Annotated in this window: 16 protein-coding genes; 8 read left to right on the forward strand and 8 right to left on the reverse strand. The window is 71.3% G+C overall.

All coding sequences use genetic code 11. The annotated features are described in order from the left end of the window. The first annotated feature begins 13 nt into the window (after nucleotides 1-13). Nucleotides 14-1,417, forward strand: a complete 1,404-nt coding sequence (locus AB0K51_RS23605; protein ID WP_363458718.1) for an IS30 family transposase — start codon at nucleotides 14-16, stop codon at nucleotides 1,415-1,417. Nucleotides 1,418-1,680: 263 nt separating this feature from the next. Here AB0K51_RS23605 and AB0K51_RS23610 read toward each other — a convergent pair whose 3' ends face one another. After that, on the reverse strand, nucleotides 1,681-2,826 hold the full coding sequence (locus tag AB0K51_RS23610) for a tyrosine-type recombinase/integrase (RefSeq protein WP_363458720.1): 1,146 nt from the start codon (nucleotides 2,824-2,826) through the stop codon (nucleotides 1,681-1,683). 612 nt (nucleotides 2,827-3,438) lie between these two features. On the opposite strand from AB0K51_RS23610, the gene AB0K51_RS23615 reads away from it, so the two are divergent. The 3 genes from AB0K51_RS23615 (at nucleotide 3,439) to AB0K51_RS23625 (ending at nucleotide 6,450) form a co-directional block, all read left to right on the forward strand. Further along, nucleotides 3,439-3,852 carry an ACT domain-containing protein gene (locus AB0K51_RS23615; RefSeq protein WP_363458722.1) on the forward strand — a complete coding sequence of 138 codons (414 nt, stop codon included), beginning with the start codon at nucleotides 3,439-3,441 and terminating at the stop codon, nucleotides 3,850-3,852. Further along, nucleotides 3,852-4,970 (forward strand): M20 family metallopeptidase, encoded by a 1,119-nt coding sequence (locus tag AB0K51_RS23620; protein WP_363458724.1) that lies wholly within the window; start codon nucleotides 3,852-3,854, stop codon nucleotides 4,968-4,970. Before AB0K51_RS23615 ends, AB0K51_RS23620 begins: the two co-directional genes overlap by 1 nt. A 190-nt stretch (nucleotides 4,971-5,160) precedes the next feature. Next, the gene (locus AB0K51_RS23625) at nucleotides 5,161-6,450 is read left to right on the forward strand and encodes an NAD(P)-binding domain-containing protein (RefSeq protein ID WP_363458726.1); all 1,290 of its coding nucleotides are present in this window, start codon (nucleotides 5,161-5,163) and stop codon (nucleotides 6,448-6,450) included. A gap of 122 nt (nucleotides 6,451-6,572) precedes the next feature. On the opposite strand, the gene AB0K51_RS23630 is transcribed toward AB0K51_RS23625, so the two are convergent. The 6 genes from AB0K51_RS23630 to AB0K51_RS23655 all read right to left on the reverse strand — a co-directional run bounded on the left by AB0K51_RS23630 (nucleotide 6,573) and on the right by AB0K51_RS23655 (nucleotide 11,882). Then, nucleotides 6,573-7,796, reverse strand: a complete 1,224-nt coding sequence (locus AB0K51_RS23630; protein WP_363458727.1) for a tryptophan dimethylallyltransferase family protein — start codon at nucleotides 7,794-7,796, stop codon at nucleotides 6,573-6,575. 123 nt (nucleotides 7,797-7,919) lie between these two features. Continuing rightward, entirely contained in the window at nucleotides 7,920-9,239 is a 1,320-nt protein-coding gene (locus AB0K51_RS23635; RefSeq protein WP_363458728.1) for a cytochrome P450, read from the reverse strand. 13 nt (nucleotides 9,240-9,252) lie between these two features. Continuing rightward, nucleotides 9,253-9,864 (reverse strand): ATP/GTP-binding protein, encoded by a 612-nt coding sequence (locus AB0K51_RS23640; protein WP_363458730.1) that lies wholly within the window; start codon nucleotides 9,862-9,864, stop codon nucleotides 9,253-9,255. Continuing rightward, a complete protein-coding gene (locus tag AB0K51_RS23645) occupies nucleotides 9,839-10,216 on the reverse strand; it encodes a DUF742 domain-containing protein (protein WP_363458732.1) in 378 nt (125 codons plus the stop codon). Before AB0K51_RS23645 ends, AB0K51_RS23640 begins: the two co-directional genes overlap by 26 nt. Next, nucleotides 10,213-10,614 carry a roadblock/LC7 domain-containing protein gene (locus tag AB0K51_RS23650; RefSeq protein ID WP_363458734.1) on the reverse strand — a complete coding sequence of 134 codons (402 nt, stop codon included), beginning with the start codon at nucleotides 10,612-10,614 and terminating at the stop codon, nucleotides 10,213-10,215. Before AB0K51_RS23650 ends, AB0K51_RS23645 begins: the two co-directional genes overlap by 4 nt. After that, nucleotides 10,611-11,882 carry an ATP-binding protein gene (locus AB0K51_RS23655; protein ID WP_363458736.1) on the reverse strand — a complete coding sequence of 424 codons (1,272 nt, stop codon included), beginning with the start codon at nucleotides 11,880-11,882 and terminating at the stop codon, nucleotides 10,611-10,613. The genes AB0K51_RS23650 and AB0K51_RS23655 overlap by 4 nt, the downstream gene beginning before the upstream one ends. 816 nt (nucleotides 11,883-12,698) lie before the next feature. On the opposite strand from AB0K51_RS23655, the gene AB0K51_RS23660 reads away from it, so the two are divergent. After that, a complete protein-coding gene (locus AB0K51_RS23660; protein WP_363458737.1) occupies nucleotides 12,699-13,235 on the forward strand; it encodes an alpha/beta hydrolase in 537 nt (178 codons plus the stop codon). A 126-nt stretch (nucleotides 13,236-13,361) separates the two neighbouring features. Beyond that, a complete protein-coding gene (locus AB0K51_RS23665) occupies nucleotides 13,362-14,201 on the forward strand; it encodes an LPXTG cell wall anchor domain-containing protein (RefSeq protein ID WP_363458739.1) in 840 nt (279 codons plus the stop codon). 6 nt (nucleotides 14,202-14,207) lie between these two features. Here AB0K51_RS23665 and AB0K51_RS23670 read toward each other — a convergent pair whose 3' ends face one another. Further along, nucleotides 14,208-14,771: a hypothetical protein gene (locus tag AB0K51_RS23670; protein ID WP_363458740.1), complete on the reverse strand. Its 564-nt coding sequence runs from the start codon at nucleotides 14,769-14,771 to the stop codon at nucleotides 14,208-14,210. Between the two features lie 215 nt (nucleotides 14,772-14,986). On the opposite strand from AB0K51_RS23670, the gene AB0K51_RS23675 reads away from it, so the two are divergent. Both AB0K51_RS23675 and AB0K51_RS23680 read left to right on the forward strand, forming a co-directional pair. Next, a complete protein-coding gene (locus AB0K51_RS23675; RefSeq protein ID WP_363458741.1) occupies nucleotides 14,987-16,087 on the forward strand; it encodes a substrate-binding domain-containing protein in 1,101 nt (366 codons plus the stop codon). Nucleotides 16,088-16,108: 21 nt separating this feature from the next. Further along, nucleotides 16,109-16,900, forward strand: a complete 792-nt coding sequence (locus AB0K51_RS23680; protein WP_363458743.1) for an ATP-binding cassette domain-containing protein — start codon at nucleotides 16,109-16,111, stop codon at nucleotides 16,898-16,900. Nucleotides 16,901-16,903: the final 3 nt, after the last annotated feature.

Below are 16,903 nucleotides of genomic sequence, written 5' to 3' on the forward strand. Positions count from 1 at the left end.
TGGAGGTTTGCGCATGGGAGTGGGGAATCGGCAGCGGGCGGCTCGGGAGTATCGCGGGCAGATGCCCTCGCCGGGTCGGCCGAGCGTCGCGTGGCGTGAGGACAGGGTCCAGTTCTGGCAGGCGATCGCTCGGGGGCTGAGCTCCGTGGACGCCGCGGCCACGATCAGGGTCTCGCCAGCCGTGGGGTCGCGGTGGTTTCGCCATGCTGGCGGGGTGAATCCCCGTCTCGCCCCGAGCACTTCGGGCCGCTACCTGTCGTTCGCCGAGCGGGAGGAGATTGCCCTGTTGCGGGCTCGGGACCTCGGCGTGCGTGCGATCGCACGGTGCCTGGGGCGTTCGCCCTCGACCATCTCGCGGGAGCTTCGCCGCAACGCCTCGACCCGCACCTACCATCTGGACTACCGGGCCACGCTCGCGCAGTGGCACGCCGAGCGGCGCGCACAGCGGCCGAAGACGGCGAAGCTGGTGACCAACCAGCGCCTGCACGCCTACGTGCAGGACCGGCTGGCCGGCGACGTCGTCCACGCCGCGGACGGCCGGATCGTGGAGGGACCGCAGGTGCCGGACTGGAAGGGCAGGAACAAGCCGCGGCGGCAGGACCGCAGGTGGGCAACGGCGTGGAGCCCGGAGCAGATATCGCGGCGGCTCAGGGTGGACTTCCCCGAGGATGAGTCCATGCGGATCTCCCCGGAAGCGATCTACCAGGCCCTCTACGTGCAAGGACGCGGAGCGCTCAAGCGCGAACTGGTCGCCTGCCTGCGCACCGGGCGGTCCCTGCGCGTCCCGCGAGAACGCACCAGGCAGAGCATCCGCGGGCACGTCACCGCCGACGTGCTGATCAGCGAGCGGCCCGCGGAGGCCGAGGACCGGGCGGTCCCGGGCCACTGGGAAGGCGACCTCATCATCGGCACCGGCCGGTCCGCGATCGGCACCCTGGTCGAGCGCACCACACGGTTCACGATGCTGCTGCACCTGCCGCCGATGGAAGGCTTCGGTTCCGAGCCACGGACCAAGAACGGGCCCGCGCTGGCCGGCCGCGGCGCCGAGGCCGTCAAGGACGCGATCACCGCCACGATCACCACACTGCCCGGACAACTACGCAGGTCGCTGACCTGGGACCGCGGCACGGAACTGGCCCAGCACGCCCAACTGAGCATCGACGCCGGGCTGCAGATCTACTTCGCCGACCCGCACAGTCCCTGGCAGCGCGGCACGAACGAGAACACGAACGGCCTGCTACGGCAGTACTTTCCCAAGGGCACGGACCTGTCCCGCTGGGACACCGACGAGCTCCAGGCCGTCGCCGCCACCCTCAACAGCAGACCCCGCAAGACCCTCGGATGGAAGACACCCGCCGAGGCCCTCAACGAGCACCTACTATCTCTCCAGAAAGCCGGTGTTGCGACGACCGTTTGAGTCCAAGCTCTATGCGGGTGATCAGAATGGACAGCCCGCACAGGCTACAGACCTCCGACAGTCTCGCCAACGGCCCCTGTGATATCCGCCGCCACCGGGCCTGACCTGCGACAGGTAGCGGGGCATGGAACCGCCCACGATCTCTACCCGGCGCGGAGTACCCGTCGGGAACGTCTCGCTCGGGCTTTGGCTGTGTCGCCGCCACCGATGGACCCCGTCGCTGGCGGCGCTCACGCAGGCCATACAAGATGATCTTCCTTGCGTCATCTGGGCCTTGGCTGCTCTGTGTCTGTGAGGTCGGTGCGTACGCGGTGGTCGAGTTTGGCGGCGAGTTCGGCTTGGCGGTCGTCGTCGGAGTGTTGGTAGATGAGGGCGGCGCGTGCGGTGCTGTGGCCCATGCGGACCATGAGGTCTTTGAGGCTGGTGTTCTCCTGGGAGAGGAGGGTGTTGCCGGTGTGTCGCAGGTCGTAGAACGTGAAGTTCGCCGGCATGCCGGGGACGTTGGCGCGGGCCTTGCGGAATGTGCGGACGAAGGTGGAGCGCCTGTAGGGGGCTCCCCGTTCGCCGAGGAAGACGAGTCCGAGTGGGCCGGGTTCGGCGTAGAAGTCCAGGTGTGTGCGCAGCGGTTCGTCGAGGAACGCGGGGAGGTGGACGGTGCGGGTGCCGGCTGTGGACTTGGGGCGGCCGGTGGCGCGTCTGCCGTTACCGAGCTCCGGTGATGCGGAGGTGATCATGATCCGGCGTCGGTGGAGGTCGATGTCCTCGCGTCGCAGGGCTGCGAGTTCTCCGGGGCGGAGGGTGGCGAACGCGCCGAGCAGAACGAGCAGCCGCCACCGGCTGTTGACCTTCTCGGCGAGTGCGAAGACCTGTGCGACGGTGGCGATGCGGCGTTCCGCCGGGTGCTCGCTGCCGGCGCCGCGGATGCGGCAGGGGTTGCGGGTGATGGTCTCGTCGTCGACGGCGGTCGCCATGATCGCTTTGAGCAGTCGGTAGGCCTTGGCGGCGACGGTGGGTCCGCGGGTGCCGCGTTGTTCGGTGTTCCAGTCCCGGACCTTGGCGAAGGTGATGCGGGTGACGGGCGTGGTGCCGAAGGCAGGCAGGATGTGGGCCTTCAGCAGGCGCTGGTAGAGGCCGCGGGTGGTGGGCATCAGGGGGCGGTTGTCCATCCAGTCCTTGGCGTAGTCCTTGAACAGGACGCCCTTGAGCGGGGAGGCGCTCGGTGTGCGGCTGCCGTGTGCGAGGTCCGCCTGGACGAGGGCGAGCCAGGTCATGGCGTCGAGTTCGGTGTCGAAGGGTTCCGGGGACCGCTGGGTGCGGCCGTTGCGGTCGGTGTAGGTCGCGCTCCAGCGACCGGACCGATACTGGCGGACGTTGCCGAACCGGCGGCGGGTCTTCATTTTGCGAGGCATGGCAGGCCATCTCGGACGGCAGTCACCGGACCCAGAAAGGGCCGAGGTCGGCGGATCGCCCGGGGTGCCGATAGGGCAGCTCGACCGGTCGTGGCGCGGGGTGTTCGGACGCTGGGGGCCCCTGGCTGCAGAAAGTGCTCTTCTATTATTAAGTCATGTCCATGACATGTTTGCCACTCGGTCATCGTGGGAGCGCGCCGTTCGGCCGTCGCGCGAGTGGGTGCAGCCTGTGCTCACGGGCGCAGGCTTGCCGACCGCCTGGCCGGCGCGGCCTGTCCAGGCGGACCGCTGGATCCCGCAGGGGTCCTGCGCGGCGACCCTTGGGTCGACGAATCGAAACGTCCGTGAAGCGTCGTGCACGACTACTGCACCTGTAAGGGCGGTACGCCGCGGTCAGCGGCAGCCAAGGATTTCATGATCCAAAGGCCCTCGGGTCGGGGCCCGCGTGGCCCGCGACCTGCGGAAATGCCGATTCTGAGGCAAGGGATTCCCAAGCTTAGAGCGCGAGTTCGATTCTCGTCGCCCGCTCCATAAGGAAAACCCCAGGTCAATGGCCTGGGGTTTTTGCATGGTTCGGGACCGATCCGGTTCGGCCGGTCCTACGATCGGCGGGTGGTTACCGCGACCGCGCAGGTGCTGCGCATTCTTCCTGGAAGCTTTTGTGTCGAGCGGGCCGTCGACGAATCGGCGGCGCTGGAATCGGCCCGGATCTCCCTGGTACGGGCTCCCGAGGGGCTGACCGTGGTGCGGGAGGTGGACGGGCGGGCGGGTGACGGCTCCGTCGAGCGGTGGCGGGCGCTCTACAGTGGGGACTCGGCCCACGCGCTGGACCTGCCGGGCGTGTTGTCGCTGCTCATCGCACCGTTGGCGGCTGCGGGAGTGCCGGTGTTCGTGGCCTCGACGTACGGCGCCGACCTGGTACTGGTCCCCGAGTTGCGGCTGGCCGACGGGCTGGCGGCGCTCCGCTCGGCCGGACACCGGGTCGACGACCGGGCCGCCGACGTGCCCCGTACGCCTGGGAGTTGATGAGGATGCGCAAGAGCGCCGCGGTGCGGATCGACGCGATGCTGGAGGACCTGCGGACGCTGGTGGAGGTCGAGTCCCCGTCACGTGACCTCGAAGCGCTGAGCGCCTCGGCCAAGACCGTGGCGTCGGTGATCGAGAGCCGGCTCGGCGGGCGGGCCGAGCTGGTGCAGGGCGGGGCGGGGCCGCACGTCCACTGGTCGGGTGGGGGCGATCCACGGGTGCTGGTCCTCGGGCACCACGACACGGTGTTCCCGCTCGGCACGCTCGCCCGGCGTCCCTTCCGGGTGGCGGCCGGACGCGCCACCGGGCCCGGGGTCTTCGACATGCTCGGCGGCCTGGTGCTGGCCGTGCACGGCCTGGCGGCGCTGGACGACCTGAGCGGGGTGGAGATCCTGGTGACCGCCGACGAGGAGGTCGGCTCCGCCACCTCCCGCGCCCTGATCGAGGAGCGGGCGCTGGCCTGCGGTGCGGTGCTGGTGTTCGAGGGCGCGGCCGACGGCGGCGGGGTGAAGACCGGCCGCAAGGGCTGCGGCACCTTCACGGTGTCCGTCACGGGACGGGCCGCGCACGCGGGGTTGGAGCCGGCCACGGGGGTGAACGCGCTGGTCGAGGCGGCCCACCAGGTGCTGGCGATCGCGGCGCTCAGCCGGCCGGAGACCGGGACGACGGTGACCCCGACCATCGCCACGGCGGGGACCACGGAGAACGTCGTGCCGGCGGAGGCGACGGTGACCGTCGACGTCCGGGTCGAGACCGCCGAGGAGAAGGAGCGGATCGAGTCCGCCTTCGCCGCACTGCGCCCGCACCTCGCCGGAGCCGAGCTCACGGTGCACGGCTCCGTCGGCCGGCCCCCGATGCCGCAGGCGGCGTCGGAGCGCCTGTTCGGGCTCGCGCGCCGGCTCTCCCCGGGCCTGCCGGGCGTCACGGTAGGCGGCGGCAGCGACGGCAACTTCACCGCCGCCCTCGGCATACCGACGCTCGACGGCCTCGGCGCGGTCGGCGGCGGCGCCCACGCCGACCACGAGTACGTACTGGTCGACGAGCTGGCACCGCGGGCCCGGCTGGTGACCGGACTGGTCCGCGCGATCCGCGACGGGGCCGTCCCGGCGGGCGAGTGAGGTTCCCGGGTCCCGTAGCCCTCCCCGGGTCGCGCAACCGTCCCCCGCTCCCGTAACCCTCCCCGGGTCCCACAACCGCCCCCCGCTCCCGTAACCCTCCCCGGTCCATGGGTGTGTGTGGGGAATATGCTGGGAAGTCAAGATCATTGGGGGACAACGGACTTGCTGTGACGGATGCGCGGAGGCTGCCGTGGGCGTGTGTGTGATCGGTGCGGGGCTGTCGGGGTTGGCGGCTGCGTACGCGCTCCGGGAACGGGGGGTGGAGTTCGTCTGCGTCGAGCGCGCGGCGGACGTGGGCGGCCTCTGGCGGCTGCCGGGAGCGGGCGAGCCGGGCCCGGGCTACCGCTCGCTGCACCTGAACACGGCGAAGCAGCTGACCGGGTACGCGGCCTGGCCGATGGGGGAGGAGCTCGGGCAGTACCCGCGGCACGACGAGATGGCGGCCTACCTGCGCGGGTTCGCGGAGTGGGCGGGCCTGCTCCCGCACATCGAGCTGCGCACCGAGGCGGTATCGGTCCGTCAGGACGCTTACGGCGTATGGACGGTGGTGACCCGGGACGCGCGGGGAACGGAGGCGGTGCGGCAGTTCGACCAGGTGGTGGTGGCGTCCGGGCACCACTCGGTGCCGCTGCTGCCGGACCCGCTGCCGCGCGGGGCGGAGTCGTTCACCGGGCGGATCCTGCACTCGATGGACTACCGCGACGGCCGGGACTTCGAGGGTCAGCGGGTCGTGGTGGTGGGGCTGGGGGCGTCCGCGGTCGACATCGCCTCGGACCTGTCCCGGCACGCGGCGCGGACGGTGCTCTCGGTCCGCCGGGGCCTGCACGTCGTGCCGAAGCAGCTGTACGGCATATCGTCCGACCTGATCGCGGACGCGCCGTGGTTCGGCGCCAAGTCGCTGGAGGAGCAGCGCGAGTTCGTGGAGCAGGCGCTGCTGGTGGCGCGCGGCAAGCTGTCGGACTACGGGCTGCCCGAGCCGGACCACCGGATCTTCTCGTCGGCGGTGACGATCTCGGACGAGATCCTCAGCCGGATCCGGCACGGCGCCGTGCTGCCGCGGCCCGGGATCGAGGCGCTGGCGGGCTCCACCGTCCGTTTCACCGACGGGAGTTCGGCGGAGGCGGACGCGATCGTGTTCTGCACCGGGTTCGGCTGGCGGTTCCCGTTCCTGCCGGAGGGCCACCCGGCGGGCGGCCAGGGGCGGGTGCGGCTGTACCGGCGGGTGGTGGCGCCGGACCAGCCGGGGCTGTGGTTCCTCGGCCTGATCCGCCCGGTGGGGTCGATCACCCGCCTGGTGGAGGCTCAGGCCGATTGGGTGGCACGGCTGTTGACGGGCGAGGCGGCGCTGCCGGCCGCCGACGTGATGCACAAGGAGATCGACGCCTACCTGTCGGGCATCGAGGCCCGGTACGGCCTCGCGACGGGTTCGTCGGTCCAGGTCGATGTCCGCGCGTACCTGCGCGAGCTGCGCGAGGGGTAGCGGCCGCGCGCTCACCTGCGGCGGCCGGGCCGCAGCGGAGGGATCGGGGCGCGCGTGGAGTGTGCGGCTTCACGCGGCGTCCCGCTGCTGCGGCCCGATGACGGTCGGGGCTGGCGTCCCGATCAGGCGGCGGGCGGCCGGACCCGGTAGGCCTCCGAGGAGAGGTAGGTGGTCACCCGGGGCGGGTGGCCCTGCTGGTGGGCCAGGGCGAGGTGGGCGATCAGGCCCACGCCGCTCTCGAGCGGGCGCGGCGTGACGGCCGGAAGAGCCTCGCGCAGGGGCGTCGGGTCGATGCCGTAGCGGTCCAGCAGGACCACCGTGCGGTCGAGCACCTCGCCGTCGTGCCGGGCGTAGTCGCGGACCGGGAGGTACAGGGTGAAGCCGCTGGGCAGGCCGTCGGCGGCGCCGGTGAAGGCGTGGCAGGTGAGCACCGGGCGTCGGTCCAGCCGGGTGTGACGGTCCGCCGGGAGGCCGGCGGCGGTGCGCAGGAAGGACTCGAGTTCCGCGGGGTTCGGGCCGCCGGCCATCGTGCTCAGGGCACCGACGGCGGACGGGGCCAACCCGGGGTGGGAGGTGTAGAACTTGACCCGGGGCTGCTCCCAGTCGCCGAGGTCGAGGGCGAAGAAGACCAGCCGGTCGTGGCCTGGCAGTGCGTCCAGAGCGCTGGTGCGGCCGAGCCGGTGGAGCGCCTCGCGGAAGGTGGCGGCCTGGTGCTCGGGGCCGCGGGCGGCGGGGTTGAGGTAGACCTTCATCCGGGGGACGCCGCCGGGCAGCAGTTCCAGTGCGAGCCAGAGTGCGAACGCGCCGTGCGGGCGGTCGGGGAAGAAGAGGTCCTCGACGGCGTCGAGCGGGCCGGTGGAGATGTTCCAGCGCTGGGCGAGGGCGCGGACGGCGAGCAGGCCGGCCCGTCCGGACTCGGCCAGTGATCCGAGGCCGCTGGCGGGCTCCAGCAGAACCCGGAGGGTGGGGGCCGCGCCGACGGCGAAGGAGAGCGAGAACTCGACCGGGGTGTGGTCGTCCGACAGGAACGACGGCGTGCCGGGCGCCAGGTCGAGCGGGCGGTCGGCGACCGGGCCCAGCGCCTCGGTGAGAGCCCGCGCGTACGCGGCGGAGTCCGCGGCGCCCAGGCCCGCCTGGGCGCACAGGGGCAGCAGTTGACGGACCGTGTGGCCGCCGACGGTGCGGCCGACCGCCGGCCCCCCGGATCTGCGGCGCGGCGCGGCGTCGCGCGGTCCGACCGGACGGGGGACGGGCGTGGAAAGGAGATACCCGCCCCCAGGGGCGGGTATCGGAGGGTGCGACGGGGCGGGGTGTTGAACGGCGGCGTCCCTGGAGGCCTGGTCCATGACACCCTCCTTGTCCTCGAGTCATCAACAACACACGGCATATCGCCTGGGCAATTGCGCTGCTGAATACCCGTCATGTTGAAGATTCATGCGGTTAGGGCGAGTTGGGAACTGTTGTGAACATCACTTGGTCAACCAGTTGAGGAACTGGCTCCAACGCCCCACCTTCTCGGGCGCGGTGGCGGGCTCCGCCCGCGTCGGTTCCTCACGGGCGGGCTGACCGGGCGGCCTGGTCGCGGTGAACCGGGTGGGCAACGTGGTGAGGCCGCGGCTGAACGCGCCGGGCCGCCAGGTCAGGCTCTCCTCCGGCACCGCCAGCTCGATGTCGGGCAGCTGGTTGAAGAGGTTCTCGACCGCGTTCATGGTGATCTGCCGCGCCGGGTCCTTGGACGGGCAGGCGTGCGGACCGGCGCTCCACGCGAGGTGCGCCCGGCTGCTCGCCTGGCGCTCGGCGGCCAGGATCGGGCTGCTGTTGGCGGCGGCGAAGCTGACCATCAGCAGGTCGCCCGCGCGCACCTGCCGGCCGGCGAACTCCATGTCGGTGGCCGCGTAGTGCGGTGCGAGGTTGGCCACCGGCGGGTTCTCCCACAGCGTGTCGTCGATCGCCTCGTCGATCAGACCGCCCTGGTGGGCGTACGCGTCGTGGGTGAGCAGCCGGTGCAGGGAGTTGCCGATCAGGTTGCTGAGCGGCTCGGCGCCGGCACTGAGCAGCAGGGCGACCTGGTGCACCAGCTCGTCGTCGGTGAGCTGGGCGGGGTGCTGCATCAGCCAGGAGGTGACGTCGTCGCCGGGCCGGGCGCGCTTGAGCGCGACCAGTTCGCCGACCGCGCCGAACAGCACCTCGGCGGCCTTCTCCGGCTTGATGCCGTCGAACATGTTGGAGATGCCGTAGTGCACCCGGTCGCCCATGTCGGCGGTGCAGCCGAAGAGTTCGTTGAAGACGAACAGCGGCAGCTGGCGGGCGTAGCCGCCGGCCAGGTCCACCGAGCCGCGGTAGCCGAACTGGGAGATCAGGAAGTCGGAGGCCTGCCGGGTGCTGCGGGCCAGCCGGCGGGGGTCGACCCGGGCCATGCTGTCGGTGATCGCCTGACGCAGCCTCAGGTGCTCGGCGCCGTCACTGAACATGGCGTTCTGGCGGTACGCGAGCAGCGGGACCACCGGGCTGTCCATCGGGATCCGGCCCTCGGCGAAGTCCCGCCAGCGGCGGGAGTCCTTGCGGAACGAGGCCGAGTCCTGCAGCAGCTGCAGCGCCGCCGAGTACTCGGTGACCAGGGTCGCGTCGACCCCGGGTGCCAGCTCGACGGGCGCGCTGGGGCCGTAGTGCCGCAGGTACGAGTAGTACGTCTGCGGGTCGGCCGCGAACTCCGGCCCGTACAGCGGCACCCGGCCGCCGAAGGCCGGGCACCCGGGCGGGGGTACCGGGGCTGAAGAACGAGCGTCCATGACTGCCTTGCTCCTAGCTGGCGCGGTCCAGCAAATAGCGGACGAGTGTGGTGAGGGCGGCGGCCGACGACTTCTCGTCGCGCGCGTCGCAGGTGACGACCGGGGTGTCGTCGAGCAGGTCGAGTGCCTCGCGCAGTGCTGCCTCGGCCCGGTCCGGGTTGCCGTCGAAGTGGTTGACGGCGATCGCGTAGTCCAGGCCGTACTGCTCGATCAGGTCGATCACCGGGAAGGAGTCGGCGAGCCGCTCCGGGTCGACCAGGATCAGCGCGCCGAGCGCGCCCCGCGCCATGTCCTCCCACATCTGGACGAAGCGCATCTGGCCGGGGGTGCCGAACAGGTAGAGCACCACCCGCTCGCTGATGGTCAGTCGGCCGAAGTCCATGGCCACCGTGGTGGTGGTCTTGCCCTTGACGCCTTTGAGGTCGTCGATCGCCTCGGCGGCCTGGGTCATCGTCTCTTCGGTGGACAGCGGCTCGATCTCGGAGATCGACCCGATGAACGTGGTCTTGCCCACCGCGAAGTGGCCGACGACGAGGATCTTCACGGCCGTCTGGGTGGCTCCGCCGGAGACGTAGTCCTGCTCCTCAAGGCTGCGAACCTCAGCCGAACTTGGCGTGGAGTCCATTGAGCACCTCCTCCAGGATGTCCCTGTCGGCGAACCGGGCCCGCGGCACCGGCGGGCGGGTGATCACGTGGCCGGCGTCCCTGAGCGAGGCCAGCACGATCCGCACCACACCCAGCGGCAGCCGGGTGTGGCCGGCGAGTTCGGCGACCGAGAGGTAGCCGGCGGAACAGATGTCCAGCAGGCGCTGCTCCTCAGGCGTGAGCCGGGCGGCCCGATGCCCCGGTTCGGGGGCGGCGGTGACCAGGGTGATCAGCGACAGCTGTTGCTCGTCCGGCAGTTCGCGGCCTTTGGTGATGACGTAGGCGCGGACTAAGCCGGTGGACTCGTACTCGAGGTCCTCGGGGTTGGTCACCTGCGAACTCCTAGGTCCTCGCGCGGCGGTGCGGCCAGGAACTTGCCCAACTGGCCGACCAGTTGCTGCATCCGGAAGGTGATGTCCTGCATGTCGACGTCCGGCGAGGCCGAGACGCCCAGGTAGGCGCCCTCACCCGCGGAGATCAGGAAGACCCAGCCGCCGTCGAACTCCACGAGGGTCTGCTGCCAGCGCTGGGTGGGGTTGTCGCAGAAGAAGCCGAGCGAGCGGCTCAGCGACTGCACGCCGCTCATCGCGGCGGCGACCCGGTCCGCGTTGTCCTTGCCGATGTCCCTGGTGCGGGCCATCAGCAGACCGTCCGCGGAGATCAGGACCGCGTGCAGGGCCCCGGGAATCTCCAGGGCGCTGTCGAGCATCCATGACAGATCGTCGTTCACGAGAACTCATGCCCTTCGCTGCTTGCACCGCGGGTGCTGTTGGTCGGGTCCGCGTCGTCCCGGAGGGTGGCGCGACCGGACCGGGTGCCGCGCTGGAAGGCACCCATGATCGCCGCGGTCTCCGCGCCGGTGCGGTGAGCGGCGGGCTGGGCGGGCGCGGCGTACGGTGCGGCGTACGGATCGGTGGCGTACGGGTCGGCGGTGGGCGGCACGATCGCCATCGGCCGCTTGCGGCGCCGCAGCGGCAGCCCGTCGGCGGTCGAGCCGATCGGCTCGGCGCCGGGCGCCGGGATCGCGGCGGCGGGCGCGGCCGCGGGCATCGCCGCCGGCACGTGGGTGGGCACGGAGCCGTGCACGGCGTTGTGCACGACGTTGTGCGCGGCCGGGGCCGGAACCCGCTTGTCCGGCATGCCGGTGAGCAGCTCGTGCGGCAGCAGCAGCACGGAGCGCACACCGCCGTACGGCGAGGAGGAGTCCACCGACACCTCGAAGCCGAAGCGCTCGGAGAGCACGCCGATCACCGCGAGGCCGAACTGCGGAGGGTTGCCGAGCCCGGCCACGCCGGTGACCCGCTCGGTGATCAGCAGCCGCTCGGCGCGGGCGCGTTCCTCGTCGTTCATGCCGACGCCGGCGTCGTCCACCACGATCACCACGCCCTTGGGCACGGTGCGGATGTTGATCTCCACCACGGTGTCCGGGCTGGAGTAGCTGGTCGCGTTGTCCAGCAGCTCGGCCAGGGCCAGCGCGACCGGCTCGACGGCGCGGCTGGAGATCCCGAAGTCGACCTGCGAGAGGATCTCCACCCGGCGGAAGTGCCGGATGCGGCCCTGGGCACTGCGCACCACGTCGTACACCGAGGCGACGTCGCGGTGCCGACCCAGCCAGCCGCCGCAGAGCACCGCGATCGACTGGGCGCGCCGGCCGAACTGCGAGTTGGTGTGGTCGACCTCCATGAGGTCCTGCAGCATCACGGACTCGCCGTACTTGCTCTGCAGGCGCGACAGGATCAGCTGCTGCTCCGCGGCGAGGCCCTGCAGGGTCCGCATTGCGGACTTCAGCACGGTTTTTGTCGCTTCGTCAGCTTGCTCCTGAGCCGCGGCCACCGACTGCGTATAGTGGTGTTCGAGGTCGGAGTAGTGCTCCCGAAGCCCGCCGATCTGCTCCCGCAGTGCCGCTGACGCCTTGCGCTGGCGAACGACGACGACGGCCGCGGCGACGAGGACCAGGACGAGAACCCAGAGCAACGGGTTCGCTGTGTATTTCGTCATAAGACTCTCTTCAGGCGACTGGCGGCCGACTGCTGAATCCCCGCCATCGCAGGGTGAACCCGCCGCTCCCCCAAGCGGGATGATCGTATCATCGGGCGAACAGGTGACCGATCCGCTGCCGGGACGTGAAGTTCCGTCTCATCCGCGATGGACAAAGGCAGTTGGAAGCCCAGGTCAAACACCGTGCGGCGGGCTGAACGACCGTCAGTTCCGACGGTGATGCGCCGTCAGGTGAGGTAAAGGTGGAGGTCCCGAGTGTGACGACCGTCGCACGACCGATCGGTCGGCGGCTCGCCGGGTCTCGGGGCGAAACGCCGGAATGCTTCGCCGTCGGCCGATCGGAACGGTCGCCGGTGAAGCCGGCCCGCGAATTCACCGGCCGGGGATTTCGGGAAAGGCGAAAGCGCGGCCGGTGAAGACTCCGGAATTCGGGAAACGCCCGGGTAGGGGTGGATCGCGGCGCCGGGTGCGGGCCGCGCGGACCGACTGCTCCCCGCCGTTCCACATGATGAGACACGGTCAAGTGGATGCCGGTGGCCCGGCCCCGGAGGCGTCCCAGCTGGCGAGAATGCGGAGGAAGTCATTCGGGCACCGAGGGCCCTGCGCTAGGGTCCGGAAAGCGCGGCCCGGCCCGAACCGCCCCCGCGCCGCCTCCGGGAGTCAGCGGCGACTCCGCATCGCTGCCCGACCTCCCCGGGTCATTTCCGCCGCCCGCTCCCGGCGCCGGTCACCCGGGGCCGAAGGCAATTCCGCGAGGATTCGGACGGCGTTCCGGTCCGTCACGCGCGCCCGCCGCGCCGAGCCCGAGGTCTGAGCATGGAACCCACCTACGTGTACCTCGCCGGGATCGACAACTCCGGCCCCCAGCACTGGCAGTACCGCTGGCACGCCGCCCAGACGAACGCCGTCTGGGTCGAACACGCCTCCTGGGACGCCCCGGTGCGCGACCTCTGGGTCGCCGACCTGGACGCGGCGCTGCGGAGCATCGACGGCCCCAAGCTGATCGTCGCGCACAGCCTCGGCTGCTCGCTGCTCACCGAATGGGCCGCCGACCACGCCGACAGCGCGATCACCGGCGCCTTCCTGGTCGCCGCGCCCGACCCGCACGGCCCCCACTTCCCCACCGCCGCACAGGGGTTCGGCACCCCGCGGCTCGCCCCGCTGCCGTTCCCCACCGTGCTGGTGGCCAGCGCCGACGACCCCTACAGCTCACCCGCCCACGCCCGCACCACCGCCACCGCCCTCGCCGCCGACCTGGTCGAGGCCGGCGCCCTCGGCCACCTCAACCCCGCCTCCGGCCTCGGCGACTGGCCGACCGGCCGCGCCCTGCTCGCGCAGCGCCTGTACCGGTGACCCGAGGCACTACGCCGAACCTGCTCTGACGGGTCCTCAACCCACGGTCCACCACACGATGCGGAGGGCGTACAGCCCTTCGCTATCGTGAACGCGTCCAGGTCCCGCCGCTCCCGCGAGGTTCCGATGCGCCCCCGCAGTGTGCTGATACCCGCTCTCGGTGCCGTCCTGCTGCTCGGTGCGACCGCCGCGCCGCAGGCAGTCGCGCTGCCCGCCGACTACCGGGTCGGTATCCAAGGCGCTCCGACCCAGGTGGTGATCGGCGCGGACCCGGTGGACTTCCAACTGGTCCTCGCCAACGCTGAGTCCACGCCCCGCGCTGCCTACGTCTACCTGCAGATCGCCGACCAGGCGAAGACCCTGTACGCGGAGAACGAGAGCGTCGACTACCGCGACCCGCGCACCGCCGACCACCCGTGGCGCGCGGCCACCGCGTTCATGCCCGAGGAGAACCACCAGCCCGGCCCGCGGCTCGGCCTCGGCAACTGGGAGATGACCAGCGAGTGGAAGGCCTGGCCACCGATCCCGCTGCCTGCCAAGTCGACCGTCACCATCCCGGTCCGGCTCGCCGTGCACGGCGCCGTGCAGCCCGGCCCCGCCACGATGGTGCTCTCCACCGAGTGGATCGACCCTGCCGCCCCGGTCATGGACGGCGGCGGTGGGATCCGGGTGCGCACCGAGCCGGTGCCGCTGCGGTTCGCCGCCGCACCCGCCCAGAGCCCCACGCCGACGCCGTCGCCGTCGCCGTCGCCGACCATCAGCCCGAGCGGTGGCCCGACCGAGTCCCCGACCGCATCGTCGACCGCCTCCAGGTCCGCTGTGACCCCGACCGCCCCGGCAGGTCCAGGGCTCGCCGAAACCGGCGGTGGCCAGGGCTCCACCGTGTTCGCCCTCGCCGGCGCCGCGCTGGTCCTGCTCGGCGCGGTTGTCCTGGTACTGCTGCGGCGCCGCGACCGCCGGCGCTGATAGGCGTCAGATGCTCAGGCTGCGGGCGTAGTTGACGCCGTTGAAGAGTTCCATCACCTGGTGCGGGGAGCTGACCGGGATGGAGGTGGTGTGGTAGCGGCCGCCGCCGGTGACGGTGATCTGGACGTGGCCGACGGTGTGGCGCTCCTTCATCAGGAGGAAGAGCAGGCCGAGCAGGCAGAAGACGAAGAAGACGATCGCCAGCACGATGCCCGCCGGGGCGATCCGCTCCTCGGTGCGGGACAGGTCGGTGACCGTCCACACCGCGCCGCGCAGCGGGATCGGACCGGCCGGGGTGAGGATCTCGGTGCTGGTCACGATGATGTCGCCGAGCACCACCAGCGGCTGCCCGGGCGCCGCGGCCGCCGGACCCGGCGCCGGGTACCCGTAGGCGACGGGGGAGGCGGGGGCCTGCGGGTAGCCGTACTCGGGCGAGGGGTGCGGGTAGCCGTAGACGGGGGCGCCGCTCGGCGGCGCGGCCGGCGGCGGTGGCGTGGTCGGGGGCGTGCTGGGCGGCGGCGGCACGTTCTGCTTGCGCAGCGGGTCGTGCGGTGGCTGCGGAGTGGTCATGGATCGGTCTTCCCCCGTGGTGAGTGATGGCCGCAGTCTCCCGCATTCCGCCGCCGAGTCGCGAGCCCCGGCGGAGCTTTCCGGCCGCCGCCGACGTCCCGAGTGGGCCGCCGAGGGGATTTCGCCACCCGTGTGGCCCAGCCCGGATCGTGGCGTTCCGCTGCCGTCCTCACACTGAGTGACGGGGGCGGACTCCAACGGAAAAGGGCAGCGTCATGAACATCGGTCTTCGTCGGATCGCCATGGCCGCCGTGGTGGCCTCGCTCGGAATCGGGCTCACCGCGTGCGGCAGTGCCAAACAGTCGAGCGGCTCCTCGGGCAGCGGCAGCGCCGGGGGGGCGGTGAAGATCGGCCTGCTGCTGCCGGAGTCCAAGACCACCCGGTACGAGCAGTTCGACAAGCCGCTGATCGAGGCGAAGATCAAGTCGCTGGCGCCGAACGCGCAGATCGACTACTACAACGCCAACCAGGACGCCACGCTGCAGCAGACCCAGGTCGACACCGCGCTGACCAAGGGCGACCAGGTGCTGATCCTGGACGCGGTCGACTCCAAGGCGATCCAGTCCTCGGTGCAGAAGGCGCACGACGCCGGCGTCAAGGTGGTCGCCTACGACCGGCTCGCGCAGGGCCCGGTCGACTCCTACGTCTCCTTCGACAACCACAAGGTCGGCCAGCTGCAGGGCGAGGCGCTGGTCGCCGCGGTCGGCAGCAAGGCGGGCGCCGGCCAGATCATCATGATCAACGGCTCCCCGACCGACCCGAACGCCGCCGACTTCAAGGCCGGCGCGCACAGCGCGATCGACGGCAAGCTGAAGATCGGCAAGGAGTACGACACCCCGCAGTGGGACCCGAACACCGCCAACCAGGAGGCCGCCGCCGCGATCACCGCGATCGGCGCGCCCAACGTGGTCGGCGTCTACTCCGCCAACGACGGCATGGCCGCGGGTATCGCCACCGCGCTGAAGGCCGCCAACCTGAGCGTCCCGCTCACCGGCCAGGACGCCCAGCTCGACGCGGTCCAGCGGATCCTGGCGGGCACCCAGACCATGTCGATCTACAAGCCGTACAAGCCGGAGGCGGACGCGGCCGGCGCGATGGCGGTGGCGCTGGCCCAGGGCAAGAGCCCGGAGGCCTCGCTGAACCCGACCAGCTCCACCAACGGCAGCGGCAACAAGGTGGCCGCGCTGCTGATCGCGCCCACCGTGCTCACCAAGGACAACATCAAGACCACCGTGGTCGCCGACGGCCTGTACACCGTGCCGCAGATCTGCACCCCGGACTACGCCGCGGCCTGCCAGGCTGCCGGGCTCCAGTAATCACCCTCACTCGTAAAGGAGTTGGTCGCGGTGGCGGGTGAGACCGTACTGGCGCTGCGCGGGATCTCGAAGCGGTTCGGCGCCGTCCAGGCGCTCACCGACATCGAGTTGGAGGTGCATACCGGCGAGGTGGTCGCCCTGGTCGGGGACAACGGGGCCGGCAAGTCGACCCTGGTGAAGGCCATCGCCGGGGTCTACCAGCCCGACGAGGGCGAGATCGAGTGGGAAGGGCGGCCGGTGTCGATCCACCGGCCGCAGGACGCCCAGCACCTCGGCGTCGCGACCGTCTACCAGGACCTCGCGCTCTGCGACAACCTGGACGTGGTCGGCAACCTGTTCCTCGGCCGGGAGCTGCGGCACTTCGGGCTGGTGCTGGACGAGGTCGCCATGGAGAAGCGCTCCCGGACGCTGCTGGACACCCTCTCGATCCGGATTCCCAGCGTGCGGATCCCGATCGCCTCGCTCTCCGGCGGTCAGCGCCAGGTGGTGGCGATCGCCCGCGCACTGATCGGCTCGCCGAAGGTGGTGATCCTCGACGAGCCGACCGCCGCGCTCGGCGTCGAGCAGACCGCGCAGGTCCTCGACCTGGTGGAGCGGCTGCGCGACCAGAACCTCGGGGTGATCCTGATCAGCCACAACATGGCCGACGTGATGGCGGTCGCGGACACCGTCGCGGTGCTCCGACTCGGCCGCAACAACGGGGTGTTCGACAAGCGCTCCACCAACCAGGAACAGATCATCTCGGCCATCACCGGCGCCACGGACAACGCCGTGACGCGCCGTCAGGCCCGTGGCACGGAGGGCGGCCAGTGAGCG

Source organism: Kitasatospora sp. NPDC049285, from assembly GCF_040678815.1.
In the GTDB taxonomy this organism is placed as follows: Bacteria; Actinomycetota; Actinomycetes; order Streptomycetales; family Streptomycetaceae; genus Kitasatospora.

Excerpts from the sequence above, each read along its gene's own strand:
- AB0K51_RS23630 (WP_363458727.1), bottom strand. The coding sequence starts at position 7,796 with ATGGACCAGGCCTCCAGGGACGCCGCCGTTCAACACCCCGCCCCGTCG.
- AB0K51_RS23635 (WP_363458728.1), bottom strand. The coding sequence starts at position 9,239 with ATGGACGCTCGTTCTTCAGCCCCGGTACCCCCGCCCGGGTGCCCGGCC.
- AB0K51_RS23655 (WP_363458736.1), bottom strand. The coding sequence starts at position 11,882 with ATGACGAAATACACAGCGAACCCGTTGCTCTGGGTTCTCGTCCTGGTC.
- AB0K51_RS23665 (WP_363458739.1), top strand. The coding sequence starts at position 13,362 with ATGCGCCCCCGCAGTGTGCTGATACCCGCTCTCGGTGCCGTCCTGCTG.
- AB0K51_RS23610 (WP_363458720.1), bottom strand. The coding sequence starts at position 2,826 with ATGCCTCGCAAAATGAAGACCCGCCGCCGGTTCGGCAACGTCCGCCAG.
- AB0K51_RS23675 (WP_363458741.1), top strand. The coding sequence starts at position 14,987 with ATGAACATCGGTCTTCGTCGGATCGCCATGGCCGCCGTGGTGGCCTCG.
- AB0K51_RS23605 (WP_363458718.1), top strand. The coding sequence starts at position 14 with ATGGGAGTGGGGAATCGGCAGCGGGCGGCTCGGGAGTATCGCGGGCAG.
- AB0K51_RS23640 (WP_363458730.1), bottom strand. The coding sequence starts at position 9,864 with ATGGACTCCACGCCAAGTTCGGCTGAGGTTCGCAGCCTTGAGGAGCAG.
- AB0K51_RS23620 (WP_363458724.1), top strand. The coding sequence starts at position 3,852 with ATGAGGATGCGCAAGAGCGCCGCGGTGCGGATCGACGCGATGCTGGAG.
- AB0K51_RS23670 (WP_363458740.1), bottom strand. The coding sequence starts at position 14,771 with ATGACCACTCCGCAGCCACCGCACGACCCGCTGCGCAAGCAGAACGTG.
- AB0K51_RS23660 (WP_363458737.1), top strand. The coding sequence starts at position 12,699 with ATGGAACCCACCTACGTGTACCTCGCCGGGATCGACAACTCCGGCCCC.